This window comes from Paenibacillus sp. FSL R5-0475 (assembly GCF_038004585.1).
GTDB lineage: Bacteria > Bacillota > Bacilli > Paenibacillales > Paenibacillaceae > Paenibacillus_AQ.
The window spans coordinates 6,988,225-7,008,651 of sequence record NZ_JBBORK010000001.1; the positions used below are offsets into that span (position 1 = coordinate 6,988,225).

Consider the following 20,427-nt stretch of genomic DNA (forward strand, 5'->3'; position numbering starts at 1 on the left):
AACGCTAGAAGTGATAGGCGCCAGCTTCTTGACGTATACGCGAATAATTCAAATAGCTTGACTATAAATTATAGGGGTGAATATTTTGAAGAAGAACGTATCTTTACTAATCATGACAGTGTTTCTTGCCGTAATCTTGGCGGCCTGTGGCTCCAATAATGCAGCAACTTCAAATAATAATACAGCAGCGGCAGGCAATACAGAGGCTACTACTGCACCGAATACAGAATCCAAAGAGCTTACTATTAAGCATGAACTTGGAGAAATTACGATTAAGACTAATCCGCAGAAAGTGGTTGTATTTGACTTCGGTACACTCGATACTTTGGATAAACTGGGCGTAGAGGTGACTGGAGTGCCTCAAAGCAATGTACCCTCTTATCTCTCTAAATATAGCGATGCCAAATATGAGAATGTCGGTGGTTTGAAAGAGCCTGACTTCGAAAAAATAAATAGTCTTTCTCCTGATCTGATCATCATTTCCGGCAGACAGCAAGATTCTTATGATGAATTCAGCAAAATTGCACCTACATTGTACGTTGCTGTAGATAATGCGAATTATATGGAATCCTTCACGAAAAATGTGAAGACGCTGGGCCAAATTTTTGGCAAGGAAGCTGAAGTAGAAGCTGAGCTTGCGACTATTACTGACTCCGTTAAAGCTCTGAATGAGAAAGCTAAAGCCGATGGTAAAAAATCTCTTATCATTCTTGCCAATGAAGGAAAAATCAGTGCTTATGGTTCAGGTTCACGTTTTGGTATTATCCATGATGTATTCGGATTTGCACAAGCGGATGATAAAATCGAAGTATCCACTCATGGTCAAAGCGTATCTTACGAATATGTAGCCGACAAGAATCCGGATTATCTGTTCGTAGTAGATAGAGATGCGGCTGTGAAGAGTGATGGCAGCAAATCCGGTTCAGCGAAGGATGCAGTTGAGAACGATCTCGTGAAGAACACAAATGCTTTTAAAAACGGTAAAATCATTTACCTTGATCCTAACTACTGGTACTTGTCCGGTGGCGGTTTAATCTCTGTTAGTGAAATGCTCAAAGAAGTTGAGGTTGTTCTGTAAGCAGAGTAACCTGGGGAATTGAATGATCAATGAATATTCAGATAATTATTAACAAGCCTGTTGGCAGGAGTAAACCTCCTTGTCAGCAGGCTTTTTTTCGCATTCTTCCATAGAAATACTGGTATATTCATACTAGTTGCTAAATTTAGCTGTAACTTTTTATGCGAGTATACGTGGTTAGGTTAAGGGGGGAGTGCATGAAGCGAAATTCACTGGATGAAATATATCAGATGTATGTGATGGATATTTACCGCTATTTGCGCTCCCTTTGTGGTGATCATCACGCGGCCGAAGATTTAATGCAGGAGACCTTTTACCGTGCTTATTTATATTTGGAGGATTGTAAAGACGAGAAGATTAAGCCGTGGTTGTTCCGTGTCGCGTACAATGCCTTCGTAGATTATAAGCGGAAGGAAGGACGCAGTACTGTTCAGAGTGAGGATTTTTTTAAACAGCTCGCCCATCCAGATACCACGGAAAGCACGCTGCTTCGGCAGGAACGTTGGGAAGAGATGAGGATTGCGATAGGTGAGCTACCGGACAATCAGAGGCATGCACTGCTGCTACATGATTTTCATGGTCTTAGTTATCTGGAGGCATCGGACATTATGAATGTGGGTCTGTCCCAATATAAGATATTGATTTTTCGGGCTAGACAGAAGCTGCGTGAAGCAGAGCGGAGGAGGAATGAACATGAGTGAGGAGTTCAAGGAGAAGTTAAGAAGGTACGGCGAAGGTACCCTTGCTGATGAGGATAGGGATGAAGTGGAGCGCGAACTGGAGAAGATGGAAGCTTATCAGGCTTATCTGGATGAACTCATGGGTGAAGAAAAGCCGGCTTCAAGTGAGGATAAGAGCATAAAATTCGGAAAGGGTAAAAGAAACAGATCTGGCAAGGAAAAAAAGATCATCCGCCGCGGTAAATGGAGAGCCCGTATATCGAATACTTTTACGGTAATTTCTGCGTTCTTAATTTTCTTGATTATCAGCAGTGTCATCACCGCGATATTTTATGGCACTGGAGAAAGAGGAGAGACTTATAGTGATGTTGTTTCTTCCGCTATTGCTGTCTCACAGCCGAATACGATTGTACATTTGAGCAGTGGTACCGGTCCATTTTTTAGTATGAATCTGACAAGTAAGATAGAGAAACAAGTGGGAGATGAACAAATCACTGTCGGGGATTATTCAATGAAGCTTCTATTTGGCTGGGCTAGGCTCTACAACTATTCCTGGACGAATGAGAGTAGAAGTGTTGGTTATTACTTTCTATATCCACAGGGGAAGAATGATGCGGCAAATAGTATGGATAATGGCAGTGAGTGGGAGAGATTAGAGAAGCTCCCTGAGGGGACGGTAGCGGAAGCATACTTGTCTTTTGACCAATTATTTACGACAGATGAGCTGTTGAAGAAGTTTGAGCCTAAGAATCTTCAGCCTTTGTGGTTTGCGGCAGATACAGGTCCACGGACACGACAGCCAGTAGTTAATGATCCATTAGGTTTTCCATATATGCCAATTTGGCATGCGGATGATATGAAAGTGACACAGGAATCGAGGGAGAAGCGAGGATGGTTTGGAGGGGTGACTAGCCGTTCAAGTAGTTCTCCATCTGTTAACTCATATGGTGATGGTGAACTGCGTAATGCAAACTTCCTCAAGACGCTGCACTTGATGCAAGAGTATAAATCCATTTCCAAAAGGGTGATTCCATTCATTGATTTGGATGATTCCATTAGTTATATAGAGAAGAATGGAGTTAAGCTCTATGGAGCTGTCGTAACCGGTCCGGTGAAAGAACTGCTCAAGCTGAAGGAAGAAACATGGGTCAGCAGAATGCATGTTGGGGAAGTAAGGCTGTGGAATTGGCAGGATAGAGAGAACTAGCTGCGGAGTGGAAGAAGTCACAGAACTTGCTTCTCGCTTAAGCAAATCGTACAATTATTTGAATATTAGATTTATGAATAAGTATGATAAGCGAAGTTAAGTATGATAGATTAGGAGCTGAGATTTATGAAAGTAGGAGTCGTATCTGATACACATATGTCAAGAATGGCTAAGTCTCTGCCAAAGGCGTTGATAGCAGAGTTTCAAAATGTGGATTTAATCTTGCATCTCGGTGATTGGGTGAGTATGGGAATCTATGATTTACTGTCAGAACTAGCACCGGTGGAGGGGATTGCCGGAAATAATGATGGCGATGAGATCATTGCGCGTTTCGGAGAGCGCAAGATCATTACCCTTGAAGGAATCCGGATTGGCATGGTACATGGACATACGCCACATTCCCGCAAAGGAACGGATGGGAATGCACTGCTTGCTTTTGCGAATGATGAGGTGGATTGTATTCTCTTCGGTCATTCACATCAGCCCTTGCTAAGAGAGGAGAATGGTATCCTGCTATTTAATCCAGGTTCTCCTACAGATAAGCGGCGTGAGAAATTGTATTCTTTCGGAATTTTAGATATCGAAGCGGGTAAAGTTAGTGCCCGGCACGTGTTCTACGATTCAAAGGAATAAGGCTCAATTGTCCAAATCATTCGGCGTTCTCTCCATGGTGAACGGCTCAGTAACCATTTACAATGAGGTTAAAACGGGCGAAGCCGGAAAGTGAGCGCTGTTGATGAACAATTATCGGATAGAACGAGTGGTTCTGGATGATTTAGAACGGCTCATCCCATTATTTGATGAGTATCGAGTATTTTATGGAGCAGCCTCAGATCGGGAAGGTGCACGCGTCTTCTTAGCCGACAGACTAAAGCTGAATGAATCTGTGATCCTTATGGTGGTTGAGGGGGAAGGCGATGAGAAACGCGCGCGGGGCTTCACACAGCTCTATCCTTCTTTTTCATCGGTTACGATGGAGCGCCTTTGGATACTGAATGATTTGTTCGTTACTGCAGAAATCCGAGGGCAAGGGCTAGGTGCTATGCTACTGGAAAGTGCTAGAGATTATGCGGTCTCTACGAATACGAAGGGCTTATCCCTGACAACGATGACGGAGAATGTGGTGGCGCAGCGGTTATATGAAGCGCATGGCTACATTCGGGATGATGAATTTTTTACCTATAACCTTTTTTTCTAAAGCAGCTAGAGAGAAAGACGAGTAAGGGGCGTTAAAGTGGAAACAAGTCATAAGTTGGCAATCTTTTTTGATCTCGATGATACGTTGTATGATCATCTGGTACCATTTAAAGAAGCGGTACGGGAAGTGCTCAGCCCAGATGAGAGTAGTCTGGACTTTGCAGAATTATTTTATAAAGTGAGACATCATAGCGATGTGTTGTGGCCAATGTATTTGCGCGGTGAGATTCCGCTTGAAGAGACGAGGGTGCGCCGTTTGGAGCTTGCTTTTGCCGAGTATGGTTTGCAGATTAATCGTGATCAAGCCACGGCGGTTCAAGCGGCATATATTGGACGTCAATATACGATTCAGATGATTGATGGCGTGCGTGAGCATCTTGAACGATTTATTGCGGATGGTCATAAGGTAGGCATTATTACGAATGGACCGAAGGATCATCAGATGAGTAAGATTCGTGGACTAGGCTTAGATCAGATTATTCCCGAGGACATGATCTTTATTTCTGATGCTGTAGGTCTTGCTAAACCAGACCCAGAAATATTCATACACGTAAACCAAAAGACGGGTACTTTGGCGGACAATTCGCTTTATATAGGGGATACTTGGGCTAACGATGTAGTTGGAGCACTTGCGGCTGGATGGAAGGTTTGCTGGTACAATCCGAGAGGAAGACAACCGGCTACGGATCATAAGCCTAGTTATATTTTTACTAATTATAAGGAATTTGGCGAGCTTCCTTTGGTGTGAGAGAACAAGTCCTCCAAAGATATTAGAAAGCCATGCGAGAGAAACCTGCGCATGGCTTTCATTACTTTTATAACTAATTTTCGGGTAGTTGAATGCCGCGCCACCCGCTTACATCGCATTGTCCATGTTCGTTATTACCCACAGCAACCACCGTACCGTCCGATTTAAGACCGATGGTATGAGTGCAACCTGCCGTTACCGCCACTATATCGCGCCAGTCACTTATATTGCATTCGCCGTGCTTATTCCAACCCACAGCAACCGCTGTACCGTCTGATTTAAGACCGATGGTATGATGACTACCTGCCGCTATAGCCACAATATTATGCCAGCCGCTTACATCGCATTGGCCTTCGTGATTTCGACCCGCAGCAATCACCGTACCGTCCGATTTAAGACCGATGGTATGAAGGTAACCCGCCGCTATAGCTACTATGTCATGCCAATCACTTACATTGCGTTGGCCATACCGATTATTACCCACAATTGTCACCGTGCTGTCCGTTTTAAGCCCGACGGTATGCCAATCACCCGCTGCAACTGCTACTATATCACGCCAGTCGTTTACATTGCATTGGCCTTCATTATTTCGACCCACAGCAACTACCGTGCCATCCGATTTAAGTCCGACGGTACGACGCCAACCCGCGGCTACCGCCACAATATCAGCCCAGCCGCTTACATCGCATTGGTCATACTTATTCCAACCCACAGCCGTCACCGTACCATCTGATTTAAGCCCGATGGTATGAGCATTACCGGTATGAGCATTACCCGCCGCAACCGCTATCATATCGCACCAGTCACTTACATCACATTGGCCATATTTATTATCACCTACAGCCGTCACCGTGCCGTCTGATTTAAGGAGGGCGGTATGACGATAGCCCGCCGCTATGGAAGGTAGGGGTTTCACAAGGTTCATAAATCTCGCTCCTTCTATCCAAAAAAAGCTTGCTCCCTAGAAAGCCAGCTTCGGCTCAATGGGGCAAGCTTTTTCGTTTACTCTGCGAAGCTGTACGTTGGATCTGTCAGGTTCATTCTTTCTTTTATGCCTTTGGTGGCATAGATTTTGTTGTCGTCGGTAATAAAGAAAGCTTCAACATCATCAGGTAAAGCTTCAAGATATTTCATGCCCTCCTCGATTCCCATCAGGAATACCCCAGTGGATAAGGCATCCGCATCTGTTGCATTCGGGCTCATAATGGTAAGGCTTTTGAGACCGTTCTGTGAGGGATATCCTGTGCGTGGATCAAGGATATGATGATAACGAACATTATCCTGCATAAAATACCGTTCGTAAACACCAGAAGCATCGATGACCTCATCTGAGATTTTAATGGTTCCTAGCTGTGTGCCACGGCTTTGATCTGGATCCTGCAATCCGATATTCCATTCCGTTCCGTTTGGCTTCTTACCGAGAGCAATAATACTGCTGCCTCCGAGGTTAATCATAGCGCTATTTAGACCTTGCTCTTTCAAATAATCAGCGATACGGTCAGCGGCATAACCTTTACCAATGCCGCCCAGATCTAGCACCATATTTTCCTTCATCAGCTTTACAGTTTTCGCAGCTTCATCAATTTCAACATCCTTGTAATTGGTTAGGCTCTTCGCTTTATCAATTTCAGCTTGGGGAGGGACCTTATCTCCACCGCTACCGATATTCCAAAGATCGATTAACGGACCGATTGTAGGATCAAATAGCCCGTCCATTTCCTTTGCGTATTGTATGGATTGTTTAATTACATCCAGGGTCTCGTCAGAAACAACAACCGCTTCTTTTCCTGCTGCCTGATTGACTGCGTAAGTCTCTCCACCTTCTTTGGTGCGGCTAAGCTCCATATCCATTCGCTCCAGCATCTGCTGGATATCATCCATATTTTTCTGTTCTACTGTAGCACCGAACACTTTGATATTCACAACAGTGTCATAAATATAAAAGGTTTGAGAGAGAGACTTTTCCTCTCCTTTTCCGGATGTTGTTGCGCTACCCGTAGTTCCCGCTGTTTTATCGTCCTTATCCTTAGTAATTAGCCAAGCACCGACAGCTATGAGGGCGATGACGATTACAACGAGGATCAGCGTCGTTTTTTTGTTCTTGAACATATTCCACCATCCATAAAGTTAGTTTCTAAAACAAAACACATTATTTATATCATACCCCAGATAACAAGTTGATGGAAATTAATTTCATGACACATTTAGGGATATAATCGGGCGACATAGAAAAAAGCCCCGAATCCTGATTCGGAGCGGTGCTACAGATTTAGAAGTAAACGATGCTACTTAATCGAGCATATATTCACTATATTTATTCTTGCGAGGATTTAATACGAAGAGGATACCCTTGGCATATCCGCTAACAGCTTTGAAATTCCGTTTTAGAGTTGCTTTAGCCGTCAGACAAGTCAGTGTCCAGATCAAGGCAGCATAATTCATAAAAGGAGCTTTACGCAAGTTGAGCAGATAGTAGTGGTTGATGGCGGTAGCATGTGCTACAACGCCTGCCTTATCGCGAGAGCCTGGCGACTCATGATGGATGATTTTCATCGCGGGATTAATCACAAGCTTGCCATAACGGCTGGCCAAATGAGACAAATAAATATCTTCGGCTATGGAATAGCTTGTCATCCATGGATAGGGTTTAATATCACGTAGTGCCGAGCGCCGGAAGGACATATTGCAGCCGTGAAAAAAATCAGTTTCAAATACATGCTTCTTCTCTCCCCAAAGGAATTGCGAGCCTGCAAACATACTTGCCGACAATCTGCCTGGTGATCCGGACATTTGTCCGGTTAGCATACCGAATAGCCTGCTTGGCATGCTACTATGTATGCCTTTGGCTACACCACCTACACCAACTATGGAATCATCGGCTGCATAAGTATCTAGCAGTCGTCGAATATATAAGGAGTCATCTAACTCTGCATCGTCATCTAAGTTAAGCATAATTTCTGCGTGGATCAGTCCTAGCGCTTCATAACGGGAAAGCCAGAGACCAGGCTTAGTTTTGCGATGATAATGCAGTTTAGCCTGCGGTAATCCAGTTAGTATTTCACGATAATATGCTAATCTGTCCTCAGGGATCTCACCGTCGTCCACAATCCATAGCTCGATGGTGATGTCCTCAAGCTGTGTCTGCTTGCCAATAGACTCTATGCACACCGTAAGGTCTTCAATTCGGTTACGGGTAGGAATCACTATAGATAGATCATACATTTCTTGAATCTCCCTTCAGGACTTCTTTCTTCCGCTAATCTGAATGTAGTCTTCCGGCGAAATGGTTACCTTGATTCTATCGTTCCTGAAGAAGAGCGTATATACCACTTTCGTATACTTTTAGTTGGGATTCAGGTCTAAAGAGATTTTTTGAAAATAAAAGTTAAGTTTGTATTTTTCGGTTTTTAACTATATAATAGTAAGCGACGAATATTTAGTTATCAATCTTATTCAGCAGTTACAAATGAACAATAATATTAGGAGGTATTTTTCATGAGAATAGATATTTGGTCCGATTATGCGTGTCCATTTTGTTATATTGGTAAAAGACGTTTGGAGAATGCACTGAGTCAGTTCCCGAACAGAGATCAAGTAGAGGTGGTATTCCGCAGCTTTCAACTGGATCCACATGCGAAAGTGAATGAGACTAAGAGTATTCATGAGATGCTGGCTTCCAAATACGGTATGACGATTGAGAAAGCAAAAGCAATGAACGCACAGCTAGCTGAGCAAGCACAAGATGTGGGGTTGAATTTTCAATTCGATACGATGAAGCATACGAATACTTTCGATAGTCATCGCCTGAGTCACTTTGCAAGCTCAAAAGGAAAAGGTGCAGAAATGTCCGAACGTTTGCTACGTGCCTACTTTACGGATTCATTGAATCTTGGAGACCGCAGTGTACTTGCTACACTTGCTGCCGAGGTAGGGCTGGATCAGGCAGAAGTTGCGGAAATGCTGGAGACAGATGCTTACACAGCTGAAGTGAACGGCGATATCGAGGAAGGAAGCCGTCTTAATATTACCGGTGTACCATTCTTCGTGTTCAATAATAAATATGCGTTATCCGGTGCACAGCCAGGACCTGTATTTACAGAGGTGTTGGATACCGTGTGGGCGGAGGAGCAAGCAGGGCCAACGCTGCAGGTGGTTGGCAATGGAAAATCCGAAGTATCCACGGATGATGGCTGCGCAGATGGATCTTGCAATATATAAAGTTCGTATAGTGTGGAGAAGAAGAGATGGAGAAGTATCCATTTCTTCTTTTTTTAATTCCGAAACTCTGCTCTGTTTTACACACTACAAAGACAAGCGCCCCCGAATCTATACGGGAGCGCTTGTCTTTTTATGATGTGTTTATCTAAAAGAAGTGATAAAGCTTGTGAACAAGGTGCGGACATCGTACTGATGTTGATTGATTGGCTCGATAGGCCGGTTAATGCCGAGCAATGTGTATACTGCAGTTCTTGCTGCTCGGATAGAGTATTCTTCCGTGAATACAACATCATCTGGAATTTCGCAATATTGGCCAACGAAGGCAAGGTTAGTGGAGCCTTCAGGAACTACTTTAGGTCGGTCACTATTTAATCTAGGCATGAATTGTGAAGTGATATAAGGCATCATACATGGAATACAATTAGCAGTTGCCATGATCTCGTCCTTATGTTCTTCGAAATGAAGATGACCGATTAATTCTTCCATGATTTCTTCACCGGTACATTCGCTCATTTTCTTCTTCACGAAGTCTCCTACGTTGTCAGGGTACAAACCGTAACCCCAGAATACTTTTACATGCTCTGGTTGATTGCGGAAATGCGGTTGGAAAGCTAATACAACGGACATTAACCAGCTCGAATCTTTAAAGGTAACCAATGCGCCAGTACCTGCACGATTACGAGTGAATTTCTCCATAAGATCGAAGAATTTGGAATCTTGGAAGGTTACGGTAAAGGACTCCCATTTTGAACCATCGATATGATCATCAAAGGAGGATGGGTTGCCGAGACCTGGTTTTTTGGCAGCGATGTTCTCCCATAACTTCCATGAGCTACCCTTCCCATTGAGACGTGGGGCAGAGGTCATGGATCCAAGGCTCGATCCTTCAGTCATGGAGCCGTTCGTGACGATTACGATATCGTCTTCGCTTATGTTAATAACGTCTGGGACACCTTGGCGCAGGACGTTCATTTGGGTTACGGTAATGCCATCTCCGTCTTTGAACTGCAGGTCAGTTACTGTACATTTCAATGTAAAGTCTACACCAAAGCCTTCGAGATATTTGTGCATAGGTAAGATGATGGAATCATACTGGTTATATGGAGTACGGGTTACGCCTTCCAGTGTTTGAATTCTTGGGAACTCATGAACGAAGCGAATCATATATCGTTTAAGCTCTACCGCGCTATGCCAAGGTTGGAAGGCGAAAGTAGTAGCCCACATATACCAGAAGTTCGTGGTGAAAAAGTGTGGACCAAACCAGTCGTTAATCCGAGCTTTCCCCATTTTTTCTTCCGGTGTAATAATTAATTTACCCATCGCAAGCCGGTCAGCCATATCAAAGCCCATGGATAATACATCTTCCACATCACCGTTGCGGTTAACGAGTCTAGCGTTAGCATGTGTTGGATTGGCGGTATCGAATTCTATAATCTCTTCTCTAACGGATTTCTCAGGATGGTCGAGGGAGGGAATCGACATGAGTAGATCCCATGTATTCTCATAGGTCTCATCGTTAAGCATCCGGCCACCGCGAATGACATAACCGTGCTCAGCGTCACCTGCGCCGTCGTTGCTGCCACCGAGAATCTTCATCTCTTCAATAATGTGAATGTTCTGTCCCGGAAAGTCACAGTCTCTGACCAGGTAAGCCGAGCCCGCTAAGGATGCAATTCCGCCACCGACAAAATAAACCTGTTTATTACCGTACTCTTTTTTCACAATGGTCGCCTCCAAGTTGTTGTTGAAATAATCACATTCTTAATGTAAACCAACTCCAATTTCGAAGGTATAATCAATCCTTTTAGAGTGTATGGATTTTAGTCATTACGGTCTATGTGTCTAGTTTTTAGACAAAAAAACCGCTGAACCCAAAGGTTACAACGGTTTGTTCTCATATTTGTGCAAAGCTTTTAGAAAATTCCCCTCAATGAGTACACTTAGCTTCTCGATAATGTGATCCGGATGCTCCTTCATCCCGTCTCTCATCCACTGAATGACAAGGCCTGTGAAGGCCAGTGTATAGAAGTTAGCAATGAAATGTTTATCTTCGTGGCTAACCTCCATCCCGGCGGACAGTTCGTTTATGACACCCATAATGAGATCATTCGTCACTTCGTATAGATACGCATCCAGATGATTTCTGCCCAGTGAGTTCAAGGTGTTGCAGCAAAAGGTTTTATTTCGTTCGATATAGCAGAAGATTCTATAAAAACCGTCCGTCCACGTACTGTAGCTACGATACTGGGCGATGCTCTCTACAGCCTCAGTCTTATAGATCCAACCGAGTAAATCAAATATATCTTGAAAATGATAATAGAAAGTTTGTCGATTTAGTCCGCAATGGTCCACGAGCTGTTTGACTGTAATTTTATTGAGCGACGTATGTTCCATTAGTTCTTTTAGAGAATGGGACAATGCATTTTTGGTTAGAAAAGAATTGGACAACGATCGATCATCTCCTCCGTTCAAGCTTTCGGCCACTGCTTAACCAGCAGACGAATTGCTTCCGCCAATAAACCGAGTGCAAATCCTCCACATGTAAAAAAGAAAAAAGCTAGGAATCCCGCGAGATCCTCCCAACCGGACATCTCTCTATAGGTGTAGCTTAGCATAATTACTGAACCGATGATTATTCCTGTTGTAGTGATTAACCAGAGTAGACGAGCTCCGAACCACGCTAAGACGTTAACGATACCAGATACAATAATGGAAAAGAGTGCGAAGCGCAGCAAGAGTGTGACATCTAATGTATGAGCCATCATAACGAATCTGTGCAGAATGAAAAGCAACCACAGAAAAACACCATAAACAGCCATCCAGATAAACCAACGGTTACTTTTGGTAGCAGGCAGGAATTTCATTTCTGGCTCACCTCTTTTCCAAAGTACGAACGGTGTGCAGTAGGGATTATACGGAGAAAGATTCCAGTTCTTCTACACTTTGCAGAAGATGATTCAGCAGGTTCGGAATGTCCTCCATTTGCTCCTCCGTGATTTGCCTTTTGAATCGCAGCTCGATGCAGTTGTTGTAGGTTTCACCTTCTTGACCATAAATGAAGCTTAAAGACTGCACGGGCTGGAATTCAGGCCCCCATATCGCTTTGAGAATACTCTCGATCGCCTGACATTCAGCAGGGATATCTTCGATCTCCATATAAAAACGTAACGAAAGATTGCAACCGGGATCCGTGTTAGGCACTTCCAGTATTTCATCGCTAAGATCTTTCACAGATGAAGTAAGAAAGACTTCGGCGGTTACGCTCCTGCCAGCCGTCAATTGGAAGGAAAGGCTAAATTCTCTGGACATCAATGCCATATTCAGAAGGTCGGAACGATCCGTAACTACTAGAATTCCGTCCAAATTATCGTAATCGTAGATTTGGTTCTCAAAAGCAATTTTAATATTATCGAAGACAGTAGGATGGAACAATAATGGCACCTTCTTTTGTTTATTAGTATTGTAACATGATCTAAATAGAAGTGAAAAAGATGCCCAGGGACCATATGGACCGGGCATCTTTCGCTTGTTACTCCATGACCTTGAACATGCCCGTCATACCGGGGGCATGATTCTGAAAGCCGTATCGTTCGTAAAAGGTATCATTCCCATGTGATGCGAAAAGTCCGACGAACGCGCCAGAAAAACAATGAGATCGAATATAGTGTATTAGCTGCTCAATAATGACATTACCAATGCCTTGGCCCTGAAATTCGGGAAGCACGGCTACGTCCTGAATATAGAAATACATATGACCATCGCCGACGATCCGCCCCATACCGATAACCTTGTCTTCCTGTACAACGACCATACCATACACCGAATGAGCCAGAGAGGCTGCGGTCATTTCCGTATTCACGTTCCCCCAACCGACAGCTTCCCATAAGGAGGCATGCTCCTCAGTCGTGGGTAAACGTTCAATACATTCATAATGATGTGCTGTTGTCATAGCTAATCACCCATTCTTTGTTAAGTTATTGTAGCGATTGTAGTGTAGTAAGCTCCACTGTAATCAGCCCCCTTAGGATGAATGGGTATTCACTGTGATCTTGTTAGTTCGTAGGTGCAGGTGCGGTATATTTCAGGAATGTCTTCGGAATCGGGCTTTCGAAGGTCATTAACTCTCCTGTAGTAGGATGAATAAAAGAAAGTACACGAGCATGCAGACCGAGACGGCCTACCGTTTTGGTCTCTGCACCATACTTCTTGTCTCCTGCAATCGGATGGCCGATATCTGCCATATGAACACGAATCTGATTTTTGCGTCCAGTTTCAAGCTTTACCTCAAGTAACGAGAAGTGGCGGTTCGCCTGAATGAGCTTATAATGTGTGATCGCATGTAGACCATCGCCTTCATGAGGACTGGAGTACATTTTCAGGGTAGAGGTTTCTTTTAGCCAAGAGCTCACTGTACCTTCAGGTCTTTTGACGGCGCCTTCGACTAGAGCTACGTAAGAACGTTCTTTCACGGTATCCTTCCACGTAGTTTGCAGTGCTTGCTGGATCCGTTCGCTTTTGGCAAACATCATTACCCCAGACGTATCGCGGTCCAAGCGATGCACGACAAAAATTCGATTCTTAGGATTGCTGATGCGGACATGCTCCATAAGCTGGCGGTAAGCTGTTAATTCATTTTCTTCCGCAGTGGCAATCGACAGCAGTCCAGCATCCTTCTGAATAATGATTAGATCATCATCTTCATGGACGATGGTGAGTCCGATCATTTCCGCTACTTGTACAGGCTTTTCTTGATCAATCGTCACAGTTTGACCCGGATGCAATTGAAAATTATGCTGTGTGATTACTTTGCCGTTCACTGCTACTTGTCCACGCGAGAGGATAGATTTAATAGCATTTCGTCCACGGCCTGTGATATGGATGAGTAAGAAGGGTAGCAGCTCAGAAGGTTCATTTACTGTAAAAGACTTGGGCGCTGCTGGTGCTTTAGCTTTATGATTAAGCTTGCCATTTGGCTTGCTGTGGGAATTGCTGTGGGAACGAGTACCTCTTTTGGCTGTTTCTTTAGGATTTCTTCTTGTGTTCATGACTGCATTCTCCGTCCTTTAATATTGTACTCCTCAATATACCATGGGCGGTTAAGAAATACTATGTGAAGGGCAGCAAGAAACGAATTCGATTTATAGATAGAATAGCTGAGCTAGTCCTATCAGCAGGAATAAGCTGAAATATATCCAACCGATCACATTAGCGTATTTCTTTTCCCGGTGCATAGCATTGACTGCATATATTTTAGTATCCACAGTAAGCAACAGAACACTGGAGATCAGCAGCGCAACAATTACGTAGGTTAGCTGGTGATAGAGCATAGTAGAGCCTCCTATAAACGTCATTTAATTTTGTTTAAGACCTACTCTGTCGATGTGAGTTTTCAACTTAACTTCAATACTGAGATTGGAATACTGCTGCTCCCAGTCATGTTTGTCACGAACATGTGCTTTCCAGTAGGAGGGAGCATATGCACGAATATATTCACCCATGCCAAAGACATCGGAATGTGCTTGTTGAGTTTCTTCAATAAGGTGGTTGAAAATACCGATCACTCTCTTTTGAAAGATATCTTCAATCTTTTCTAAAGAACGGCTGGAATCGATAGGGATATTACTACGTAAATGCTCATCTAGAGCCGCCTCTAAAGAGAGGTTATAGGTGATGTGAGGTTTGCCCTCTTTGAATTGAACTTTCACCCTCGTGAACCGGTCGTTGACCTTGAGCATCACCGGACCGAATTCATCAGCATAAAAAAGATCGGAGTATCCCCCGGGATTAATGCCCTTCATGGACATATATGCTCCAATCTCAATCGGAATCGTCGAACCGACCATCACTCCACCACTAAAGTAAGCTAGGCCTTTAATCATGATATTGTCTTCCTGATGTAATGAGACGTAAGGCAGATAACCACTTTCGCCCCATTTGGAATCTGCTGACCAGAATACACCTATATAATCAGCGGGAAATTTCCCCGATGTCACTGCTTTTTCCATGGTGGAGAGGATGTAAAGGGTCGGCACTCGCTGCAGTGGAGGATTAATATTCATGAATTTGGCAGCTTCCCCTTCGGATACTAGCAGCCAGGTCCGGCGACGAACTTCTGGATTTCGCCGCAAATAATCATTTAAGTCGTCCATGCTTTTTCTTGCTATGTCCTCACTAATAATAATTACTCGTAAATGAATTAGATAACGTGGATCAGAAATTTGCTGCTGCAAATTGTTCATGGCGTCATCTAATGTGTACCCGTATACTTCTACGACCCATACTGGATTTTGATTCCCGCCTCCGCCTTCACCCCCACTGCCTGGTCCGAGTGGAACTCTTCCCGGAACCGCAATTTGGGCGGTTACACGAATTTGGGGTAGGTTAATATTTGCGCTTTTAAGATGAGTGGTTTGGTCATCATTTGTTTTGCTGTCTGGAGGGACGGAATCAATGGATAACCCTAGCACCAATGCACGATCTTCAATTTCGAGCTGGTCCCAGCAACCTGCGAGCAATCCAGACAGGAGTGAGAGAATAAAAATAAGAACTACACGCTTATAAATTTTTTCATTCATGAGAAATGGCTCCTTTATTTCGGATTAAAGAGACTAACCATAATAAAAGAGGATAGAAGGTCAAAAAAATCAAACCGATTATCGCTGTGATGCTAGCAAATGAATAGACCTGAAATATGTTTCTCGGCAAAAGTGAAAAAGTGAAGATAAGTGGAAGTAAGAAACTGGATATTAGGCGGTGATCCTTATGCCGCAGCACTTGTTGCAGAGAGTATGCGGCTAAGTAGTAGTTCGTAAAAATGGTAGTGAATATAGAAATCACCCAAATTATTATAAAAAGAGCATCAAACCGTTCTAATAGTCCTGCGCCGATGGATATGGAGCGAGCTGCTTCTAGGGTTGGATAGGACAGTAATTTGGTTTCCTGAGCTCCAAACATGCCTAGAGTGACCCACACGATCATTACATAAATGAATCCAATGATACCAAGCGCAACAGTGCCTGCTTTAAGGATCTGTTGAGGTTTTTTCATTAGAGGAACCAGCAGGGTGATGACAAATGTGCCTTGATAAAGGCCAGCGGATGTAATTGTTCCTTTGGAAAAGCTTGAAAAGGTGGTGTAATTTCCGGTGAGGGGTAGCAGGTTCAGAACATCAACATTTCTCATAGCTACCAATATAATTGCGATAACGGATAATAGAATAAAGGGTAAATAAAAAACATGTACATAAGTGAATTTTACAATATTTCTACGGATTGATAAGGCAACTAGTAGGAGCATTAAGAGAATTACTGCTTCGATTGGTGTCTTTTTAAAGACAACCGCAACACATACTTCTCCGAATTGGCGCATGGTGATCCCGGCAGAGAAAGCAAAAAACAAAGTAATAAGCATGGAGAAAATATCTGCGAGCCAAGTTCCGAGAAGGCGGCGGCTGAATACGAACAACGTTTCGTTAGGGAATTTTCGGCAGACAACCGCTGTAAACCAGCAACCCAAAAAAGCAACAGGTACGCCAGAAGCAGTTACGAGCGGTGCACCACTGTCTCCGGCTTCAGCCATATAACGAGGAATACTTAAGATTCCTATTCCTATAATCGTACTGATGATTACAGCCATGACTTGGATCGTTGTTATGGGGCGGTTACTATTCATCAGCTTCACTTTTCTCCTTAAAAATCAGATCGGTATGCATTTTGGGGATATCCTTCGCAAGAAGGTCAGGATCAGGTGTATTGAGAAAGCTTGGGCGACTTCGCATCCACCATAAAGGTACCCGAACGATACTATCCTTGAGGTCTTTCCAAATCGTAGGCACAAAGGGTGTCATGTAGGGAACGCCAAAGGATTCCAGGAATAATAAGTGGTTAACAATAACAATAGTGCCAAGCATTACTCCGTACAGGCCAAAGCAGCCTGCCAATATGATCAATGGAAATCTAAGCATTCTTGAAGAGATAGCAGCATTGTAAGCGGGTGTGGCAAAAGACCCTATAGTCGTTATAGCAACAACAACTACGGTAGTGGGACTCGCCAGACCTGCTGCTACGGCTGCCTGACCAATGACAAGCACACCTACAATAGAAAGAGCCCCGCCAATCATTTGCGGTAGGCGAATGGTTGCTTCGCGCAGCACCTCCATGAAGACTTCCATAATCAGAACTTCCAATACGGCTGGAAAGGGTACGCCAGCTCTTGCACCAGTTATTGCTACGGCGAACTCTGTCGGCAATAGCTCAGGATTGAAAGAGATAATGGATACATATAAGGCTGGGAAGAAAAGGGAAAATAATAATGCGATCAGGCGGATCATTCTTAGGAGGCTTCCTACAACAAAACGTTCTGTATAGTCATCCATCGTCTGAAAGAACTGATTGAAAAGCGCCGGGACGATGAGGCAGAATGGTGAGCCATCTACAAGGATGATGACTCGTCCTTCTAATAAAGAGGCTATAGATTTATCCGGACGTTCGGTTGGCTGAACCTGTGGAAACGGGGAAAGGGGATGATCCTCTATGAATTGCTCGATATACCCCGCATCAAGGATGCCGTCTACATTTATTGCTGATAATCGCTTCATCACCTTTTGAACTAGCCCTGGATCGGCTATTCCTTCGATATAACAAACAGATACTTTTGAGCGCGTCCGTACGCCAAGAGGGGCAGTTACTACACGAAAATCCGGTGTTTGTAGTCGATAGCGAAGCAAAGAGATATTGGATTCTAAATTCTCTATAAACCCATCACGCGAACCGCGTATGACTTGTTCAGTTTGAGGTTGCTCAATGCTACGATGCTCAATTTTACGCAGATTGAAGTAAAGTGCCTGATCCATTCCATCTATGATTAGAACTACATTTCCCTCCAGCAAGATAGAGGCTAGAGTATTTAGATCCTTAGTACGGTTACCTTGTGTTACTTGTACCGTCATACTCCAGATGTAATCAGGTAAATCCTTTAGATCTTTTGGAATTTCTGAGAGATCAGAGGAAACATTCATTAATGGCTTTAAAACATAGTTCTGAATTTGATTCTGGTCCACCACAGAAGAAAAAAAGATAATAGCCGCATCATGTCTACCGTACACCTTGAAGTTACGGACTATAAGATCGCTGTCTTCTCCAAAGACTTGTTGAATGAAGCTTATATTGCTCTCCAGGCTGGAATCCAGTGGCTTTACCGGACGATTGTCCTGGGCAGAGGACTCTTTGCGTGCAGGCTTATGTTTAAAAAAGGTATATTTTTGTTTCCAATTTTGCACGGTCGCTCCACCCTTCTATGAAATCTCTCTTCTTAAAGCTTGGCTTAAAAGAAGGCCTTTTATGTAAATATTTCAAAGGAAGAACATGGTGACCATAGTTAAGGAGTGTTGCTCAATACACTTTTGACCGCTAAACTAAAGATAGAAACGCTTAAGGGGTTATGAGAGATATGATGATGCAAGCACCTACTATTGAACAGGCGCAGGCTGAGCTGCAAAAATATTACGGTTATCCGGATTTTCGGGATGGTCAGAAGAAGATTGTTCAGAACTTGCTGGAAGGTCGCGACACACTCGGTATTCTTCCTACGGGAGGTGGGAAATCGATTTGCTATCAAGTTCCCGCACTGCTGCTTCCTGGGCTGACACTGGTGATCTCACCATTGATCTCTCTGATGAAGGATCAGGTCGATGCGTTAACCACGGCAGGTATTCCGGCAGCCTTTATTAATAGCACGTTAAGCGGGAAAGAAGTAAATGAGCGGATTCGGGCTGCCCGTCGCGGCGATTTGAAGCTGCTTTATGTCGCGCCCGAAAGGCTAGAGCTGGACTGGTTCCGACTGGAGATGGCTGAACTGGCGATTTCCTGTGTGGCTGTGGATGAGGCGCACTGTGTATCTCAGTGGGGACATGATTTCCGTACAAGTTATTTGTCGGTATCGCCTTTTGTGAACGAGCTGCCAGAACGGCCAATCTTGGCTGCATTTACAGCGACGGCAACACCAGAGGTTATGGAGGATATGGTTCGGCTGCTGCGTCTGCGCGAGCCGGGTATTTTCATGACTGGACTCGGAAGAGATAATCTAGCGATGTCTGTGCTACGTGGAGAGAATAAGCGGGAATTCGTCATGGATTACACAGCAACGCATTCTCATCAGCCGGGTATTGTTTATGCGGCTACACGCAAAGAAGTGGATGATCTATATCAAAGGCTGCAGGCTTCTGGAATAGCGGCAGGCCGCTATCACGCAGGTATGAATGATCAGGAGCGGGCAGACAGTCAGGAAGGCTTTCTATATGATGATATCCGGGTTATGGTGGCCACGAACGCTTTTGGGATGGGGATTGATAAATCCAATGTCCGCTACGTAATTCATTACAATATGCCAAAAAACATGGAAGCTTATGTTCAGGAAGCAGGTCGTGCTGGACGTGATGGTGAGCCTAGTGAGTGTATCCTGCTCTTTAGTGCGCAGGATATTATGACGCAAAAGTTCCTGATCGAGCAGAATCCACAGGATACGGACCGTAAAGCTAACGAATATCGCAAGCTTCAGCAAATGATTGATTATTGTTATACTACCCGCTGCTTGCGCAGTGCCCAGCTGGATTATTTCGGTGAGGAGCATGAGGACAAGTTATGCGGCATTTGCAGCTCGTGTACAGATGAACGAGAGCTTATAGATATGACCGTAGATGCGCAGAAGATATTCTCTTGCATCCACCGTATGCGGGAACGTTATGGAGTAGCATTGGTGGCTTCTGTGCTGAAAGGCTCTCGCAATCAGAAAGTGATGCAATATGGTTTTGACAAGCTGCCAACGCATGGGGCGATGTCGAGCCGGACAGAGAAGGAAATCTCGGAGAGCATCAATGTGCTGATCTCAGAGGGATATCTGGCCTTGTCGGAAGGACAGTATCCAGTAGTACGGCTTCAGCCTCTGGCTGCCGAAGTACTGCGCGGGCAGCGTGAGGTGATGCAGAGAGTTGCGCGGCCGTCACGAGCAGGTGCGGCATCTGGTACGCGAGTTCGTAGTCGCGGTCATGACCTGTCACCTTCCGCAGTCAATGAGACCGTCTTCGAGCAGCTGCGTCTGATCCGGCGAGAGTTGGCTGGACGTGAGCATGTGCCCTCATATATCATTTTTAATGATGCAACGCTGCGTGAGATGAGTGTGGTTTGCCCGCAGACCGAAGCGGAAATGCTGAGGGTAAAGGGTGTCGGGGAAGTGAAATACCGGAAGTATGGTAAGGCATTCCTAGAGTTTTTTCAAAATGAAATGTAGAAAAGGTCGTGTAGCA

Annotated in this window: 21 protein-coding genes; 8 read left to right on the forward strand and 13 right to left on the reverse strand. The window is 44.2% G+C overall.

The features are described from left to right. The first annotated feature begins 85 nt into the window (after window positions 1-85). The 6 genes from MKX41_RS31490 to MKX41_RS31515 all read left to right on the forward strand — a co-directional run bounded on the left by MKX41_RS31490 (window position 86) and on the right by MKX41_RS31515 (window position 4,910). Window positions 86-1,078, forward strand: coding sequence for a siderophore ABC transporter substrate-binding protein (locus MKX41_RS31490; protein WP_269321807.1), 993 nt, complete (start codon window positions 86-88; stop codon window positions 1,076-1,078). A 197-nt stretch (window positions 1,079-1,275) separates the two neighbouring features. Continuing rightward, window positions 1,276-1,779, forward strand: coding sequence for a sigma-70 family RNA polymerase sigma factor (locus tag MKX41_RS31495; protein ID WP_042185661.1), 504 nt, complete (start codon window positions 1,276-1,278; stop codon window positions 1,777-1,779). Beyond that, window positions 1,772-2,965, forward strand: coding sequence for an anti-sigma factor (locus MKX41_RS31500; protein WP_340974666.1), 1,194 nt, complete (start codon window positions 1,772-1,774; stop codon window positions 2,963-2,965). Before MKX41_RS31495 ends, MKX41_RS31500 begins: the two co-directional genes overlap by 8 nt. Window positions 2,966-3,091: 126 nt before the next feature. Beyond that, entirely contained in the window at window positions 3,092-3,598 is a 507-nt protein-coding gene (locus MKX41_RS31505; RefSeq protein WP_042185664.1) for a metallophosphoesterase family protein, read from the forward strand. Between the two features lie 103 nt (window positions 3,599-3,701). After that, window positions 3,702-4,163 carry a GNAT family N-acetyltransferase gene (locus MKX41_RS31510; protein ID WP_042185666.1) on the forward strand — a complete coding sequence of 154 codons (462 nt, stop codon included), beginning with the start codon at window positions 3,702-3,704 and terminating at the stop codon, window positions 4,161-4,163. Between the two features lie 36 nt (window positions 4,164-4,199). After that, window positions 4,200-4,910, forward strand: a complete 711-nt coding sequence (locus tag MKX41_RS31515; protein WP_042185668.1) for an HAD family hydrolase — start codon at window positions 4,200-4,202, stop codon at window positions 4,908-4,910. Window positions 4,911-4,983: 73 nt separating this feature from the next. Here MKX41_RS31515 and MKX41_RS31520 read toward each other — a convergent pair whose 3' ends face one another. The 3 genes from MKX41_RS31520 to MKX41_RS31530 all read right to left on the reverse strand — a co-directional run bounded on the left by MKX41_RS31520 (window position 4,984) and on the right by MKX41_RS31530 (window position 8,132). Then, the gene (locus MKX41_RS31520; RefSeq protein WP_340974667.1) at window positions 4,984-5,835 is read right to left on the reverse strand and encodes an RCC1 domain-containing protein; all 852 of its coding nucleotides are present in this window, start codon (window positions 5,833-5,835) and stop codon (window positions 4,984-4,986) included. A gap of 77 nt (window positions 5,836-5,912) precedes the next feature. Further along, complete coding sequence (locus tag MKX41_RS31525; protein ID WP_340974668.1) at window positions 5,913-7,019, reverse strand: FAD:protein FMN transferase; 1,107 nt, start codon at window positions 7,017-7,019, stop codon at window positions 5,913-5,915. A 180-nt stretch (window positions 7,020-7,199) separates the two neighbouring features. Then, entirely contained in the window at window positions 7,200-8,132 is a 933-nt protein-coding gene (locus tag MKX41_RS31530) for a glycosyltransferase family 2 protein (protein ID WP_076284123.1), read from the reverse strand. 273 nt (window positions 8,133-8,405) lie between these two features. Between MKX41_RS31530 and MKX41_RS31535 the strand changes: the two genes are divergently transcribed. Further along, on the forward strand, window positions 8,406-9,128 hold the full coding sequence (locus MKX41_RS31535; protein ID WP_076284124.1) for a DsbA family oxidoreductase: 723 nt from the start codon (window positions 8,406-8,408) through the stop codon (window positions 9,126-9,128). A gap of 141 nt (window positions 9,129-9,269) precedes the next feature. On the opposite strand, the gene MKX41_RS31540 is transcribed toward MKX41_RS31535, so the two are convergent. The 10 genes from MKX41_RS31540 to MKX41_RS31585 form a co-directional block, all read right to left on the reverse strand. Then, the gene (locus tag MKX41_RS31540) at window positions 9,270-10,850 is read right to left on the reverse strand and encodes an oleate hydratase (protein ID WP_340974669.1); all 1,581 of its coding nucleotides are present in this window, start codon (window positions 10,848-10,850) and stop codon (window positions 9,270-9,272) included. 156 nt (window positions 10,851-11,006) lie between these two features. After that, window positions 11,007-11,576, reverse strand: a complete 570-nt coding sequence (locus MKX41_RS31545; RefSeq protein WP_042125036.1) for a TetR-like C-terminal domain-containing protein — start codon at window positions 11,574-11,576, stop codon at window positions 11,007-11,009. Window positions 11,577-11,596: 20 nt separating this feature from the next. Continuing rightward, complete coding sequence (locus MKX41_RS31550; protein ID WP_076284126.1) at window positions 11,597-11,992, reverse strand: hypothetical protein; 396 nt, start codon at window positions 11,990-11,992, stop codon at window positions 11,597-11,599. Window positions 11,993-12,038: 46 nt separating this feature from the next. Then, complete coding sequence (locus MKX41_RS31555; protein WP_042185682.1) at window positions 12,039-12,560, reverse strand: hypothetical protein; 522 nt, start codon at window positions 12,558-12,560, stop codon at window positions 12,039-12,041. Window positions 12,561-12,657: 97 nt separating this feature from the next. Next, the gene (locus tag MKX41_RS31560; protein WP_339269406.1) at window positions 12,658-13,077 is read right to left on the reverse strand and encodes a GNAT family N-acetyltransferase; all 420 of its coding nucleotides are present in this window, start codon (window positions 13,075-13,077) and stop codon (window positions 12,658-12,660) included. 103 nt (window positions 13,078-13,180) lie between these two features. Further along, window positions 13,181-14,173, reverse strand: coding sequence for an RluA family pseudouridine synthase (locus MKX41_RS31565; protein WP_340974671.1), 993 nt, complete (start codon window positions 14,171-14,173; stop codon window positions 13,181-13,183). A gap of 93 nt (window positions 14,174-14,266) precedes the next feature. After that, window positions 14,267-14,455 (reverse strand): CLC_0170 family protein, encoded by a 189-nt coding sequence (locus tag MKX41_RS31570; RefSeq protein WP_149645127.1) that lies wholly within the window; start codon window positions 14,453-14,455, stop codon window positions 14,267-14,269. Window positions 14,456-14,479: 24 nt separating this feature from the next. Further along, window positions 14,480-15,703, reverse strand: coding sequence for a Ger(x)C family spore germination protein (locus MKX41_RS31575; protein WP_340974672.1), 1,224 nt, complete (start codon window positions 15,701-15,703; stop codon window positions 14,480-14,482). Next, window positions 15,696-16,799, reverse strand: a complete 1,104-nt coding sequence (locus MKX41_RS31580) for a GerAB/ArcD/ProY family transporter (RefSeq protein ID WP_340974673.1) — start codon at window positions 16,797-16,799, stop codon at window positions 15,696-15,698. The genes MKX41_RS31575 and MKX41_RS31580 overlap by 8 nt, the downstream gene beginning before the upstream one ends. Beyond that, the gene (locus MKX41_RS31585; RefSeq protein WP_340974674.1) at window positions 16,792-18,405 is read right to left on the reverse strand and encodes a spore germination protein; all 1,614 of its coding nucleotides are present in this window, start codon (window positions 18,403-18,405) and stop codon (window positions 16,792-16,794) included. Before MKX41_RS31585 ends, MKX41_RS31580 begins: the two co-directional genes overlap by 8 nt. A gap of 170 nt (window positions 18,406-18,575) precedes the next feature. Between MKX41_RS31585 and recQ the strand changes: the two genes are divergently transcribed. After that, complete coding sequence (recQ, locus tag MKX41_RS31590) at window positions 18,576-20,411, forward strand: DNA helicase RecQ (protein WP_042185693.1); 1,836 nt, start codon at window positions 18,576-18,578, stop codon at window positions 20,409-20,411. Window positions 20,412-20,427 lie beyond the last annotated feature (16 nt).